This window comes from Variovorax sp. P1_H12_2 (genome assembly GCF_056405335.1).
In genome coordinates this window covers 1-3,153 of sequence record NZ_JBFUCI010000577.1, presented here as the reverse complement: position 1 = coordinate 3,153, position 3,153 = coordinate 1, and the positions used below count along the sequence as shown (strand labels likewise).

The 3,153-nt window shown below is 67.4% G+C and carries 2 protein-coding genes and 1 pseudogene; all 3 read left to right on the top strand.

Annotated elements, in window-relative coordinates:
• Positions 1 to 132, top strand: a pseudogene (locus AC1D2K_RS32600) (chemotaxis protein CheW); the annotation flags it as partial.
• Positions 133 to 187: 55 nt separating this feature from the next.
• Positions 188 to 1,891 carry a methyl-accepting chemotaxis protein gene (locus AC1D2K_RS32595; protein ID WP_478094310.1) on the top strand — a complete coding sequence of 568 codons (1,704 nt, stop codon included), beginning with the start codon at positions 188 to 190 and terminating at the stop codon, positions 1,889 to 1,891.
• A gap of 55 nt (positions 1,892 to 1,946) precedes the next feature.
• The coding region (locus AC1D2K_RS32590; protein WP_478094309.1) for a methyl-accepting chemotaxis protein at positions 1,947 to 3,153 on the top strand (1,207 nt) is incomplete at its 3' end.

Here is a 3,153-nt window from a genome sequence, read left to right as displayed (position 1 = left end):
ATGGGCTCGGTGCTGGACACGGACTACCTGATCGGGCTGGGGACGCTGGACGAGCGGATGCTGATCCTGGTGGACATCGACCGGCTCATGTCGAGCGACGACATGGGCCTGATCGAGAAGCTGGCCGCCTGAGGCCGGCAGCGGCCAGAAGCATCAGAGACAACCAACGAATCGATCGGAGCATGGAATGAAAGAATGGAAGATCGGCACCCGCCTGGGTGCCGGGTTCGCCTTGATCCTGGCCCTGGTGGCCGCGATCGCGTGCATCGGCGTGCTGCGCCTGCAGGCGGTGGGCGATGCCACCCACGACATGGCGAAGCGCTCGCTGGCGAAGGAGCGGCTGGCCGCGAGCTGGCTGCTCGGCACCAGCACCAACAGCGTGCGCACCTATTCGCTTCTGAAGTCCGGCGACCCCGAGGTCCAGGAGTACCTGCAGAAGGGCATGGCCAAGACCAGCAGCACGATCTCCGAGACCCAGAAGAAGCTCGAAGAGCTGCTGAGCTCGCCGGAGGAATTGGCGCTGTCGGCAGACATCAAGAAGAAGCGCGCCGAATACATCGAGCTGCGGAACATGCTCCTGAAGCTCAAGGCCGACGGCAAGCAGGAGGAGGCGATGGGCATCGCCAGGGACAAGCTGGTGCCCACGCTCGACGGCTACGACGCCAGCATCCGCAGCATCCTGGCCCATGAAGAAGAGCAGATCGACAAGTCGGCGGCCGAGATCGATGYGCTCTATCGCGCAGGCCGCATCAACCTGATCGCGCTCGCCGCGGCCGCGCTGGCGCTGGGTTCGCTGCTGGCGTGGCTGCTGACGCGCAGCATCGTGCAGCCGATCGACGAGGCGCTGCTGATCGCCGACACCGTGGCCTCCGGCGACCTGAGCAAGGAATTCGAGACCGATCGCGGCGGTGATTTCGGCCGGCTGTTGCGCGGCATGGGCGAGATGGAAGACACCTTGACCGACCTGGTGGGGCGCATCAAGACCTCGACCGACTCGATCGTGGTCGCCTCCCAGGAGATCGCGGCGGGCAACCAGGACCTGTCGTCGCGCACCGAAGAGCAGGCCAGTTCGCTGGAACAGACCGCGGCGTCGATGGAAGAGCTGACCTCGACCGTGAAGCAGAACGCCGACAACGCGCGCCAGGCCAACCAGCTGGCGGCCTCGGCCTCCGAAGTGGCGGTCAAGGGCGGCGARGTGGTGAGCCAGGTGGTGGACACCATGGCGTCCATCAATGCCTCTTCCAAGAAGATCGTCGACATCATCGGKGTCATCGACGGCATCGCCTTCCAGACCAACATCCTGGCGYTGAACGCGGCGGTGGAAGCCGCSCGGGCSGGCGAGCAGGGCMRGGGCTTYGCGGTSGTGGCSGCCGARGTSCGCARCCTCGCGCAGCGCTCGGCGGCCGCGGCCAAGGAGATCAAGGGCCTGATCGACGACTCGGTGGGCAAGGTCGGCGCGGGCAGCGCGCTGGTGGCCGAAGCGGGCAAGACCATGGAAGAGATCGTCGGCAGCGTGAAGCGCGTGACGGACATCATGGGCGAGATCACGGCGGCGAGCCAGGAGCAGACCTCCGGGATCGAGCAGATCAACCAGGCGGTCACGCAGATGGACCAGGTGACGCAGCAGAACGCGGCGCTGGTCGAGGAGGCCTCGGCCGCGGCGCAATCGCTGCAGGCGCAGGCCGGCAATCTGTCGCAGATCGTCGGCACCTTCAAGCTGGGCGACGACGCCGGGGCCGAACCGAGCCGCGCCCCCGTGCGCGCTACGCCGCTCGCCGTCAGCGCGCCCGGGGCACGCGCCAAGGCATCCGCCCCGGCCCTGCGTCCCAAGGCGGCCGCGCCCGCACCCCGGCCCGCCACGGCCGGCGCGGGCGACTGGACCGAGTTCTAGACCCGGGCGCGATGCCGTCCCGACCCATCCGTTCGATCATTGAAAGAAGAGTGTCATGAGTGTGAGAGATCTGAAAATAGGCACGCGCCTGGGCGTCGGCTTCGCCGCCATGCTGGTGCTGATCGTCCTTATATCCGCGACCGGCATGCTGCGCCTCGCCAATGTCGGCAACGCCACGCATCAGATGGTCGAAGGCCCGCTGGTCAAGGAGCGCATGGTCGGCGAATGGGCCAAGCTGCTCGCGGCCAGCATCGTGCGCACCTTCGCCATCGTCAAGGCGACCGACAGCGCCACCGAAGCCTATTTCAAGAAGGAGCTGACCGCGGGCCAGGCGCTCATCAACCCGCTCCAGAAACAGCTGGAGACACTGCTGACCTCGCCCGAGGAAAAGAAGCTCTACGCCGAAGTGGCCGATGCGCGGCGGACCGTGCTCGAGATGCTGGGTACCCTGAACAAGCTCAAGGCCGCCAATGACATGGAAGGCGCCAACAAGCTGGCCGACAACCAGTTCGCGGCCGGACTCTCGACCTACGAAAAGGCAGTCGGCGCCCTTGCCGCCCACGAGCACGCCCAGATCGACGCCACGGCGAAGARCATCGAGGAAGAGCACGACGCCGGCCGCACTTCGATGGCCGTGCTGGCCGCTGTCGCGCTGGTCGTGGGCGCCTTTCTGGCCTGGCGCCTGACGGTCGGCATCGTTCGCCCGCTGGGCCAGGCCGTGAAGGTGGCCGAGACGGTGGCGGCCGGTGACTTGAGCGCGCGCATCCAGGTGGAAAGCCGCGACGAGACCGGCCAGCTGATGCAGGCCCTGCAACACATGAACGACAGCCTGTCGAGGGTGGTAGGCGAAGTGCGCACGGGCACCGACACCATTGCGACCGCCTCGGGCCAGATCGCCACGGGCAACCAGGACCTGTCGTCGCGCACCGAGGAGCAGGCGAGCTCGCTGGAAGAGACCGCGGCCTCGATGGAAGAGCTCACGAGCACGGTGAAGCAGAACGCCGACAACGCGCGGCAGGCGAACCAGCTGGCCGTCTCGGCCTCCGAGGTGGCGGTGCGCGGCGGCAGCGTGGTGGGCCAGGTGGTCGACACCATGGGCTCGATCAATGCCTCCTCGCGCAAGATCGTGGACATCATCGGCGTCATCGACGGCATCGCCTTCCAGACCAACATCCTGGCGCTGAACGCGGCGGTGGAAGCCGCGCGGGCCGGCGAGCAGGGCCGGGGCTTCGCGGTGGTGGCGTCGGAAGTGCGCAGCCTGG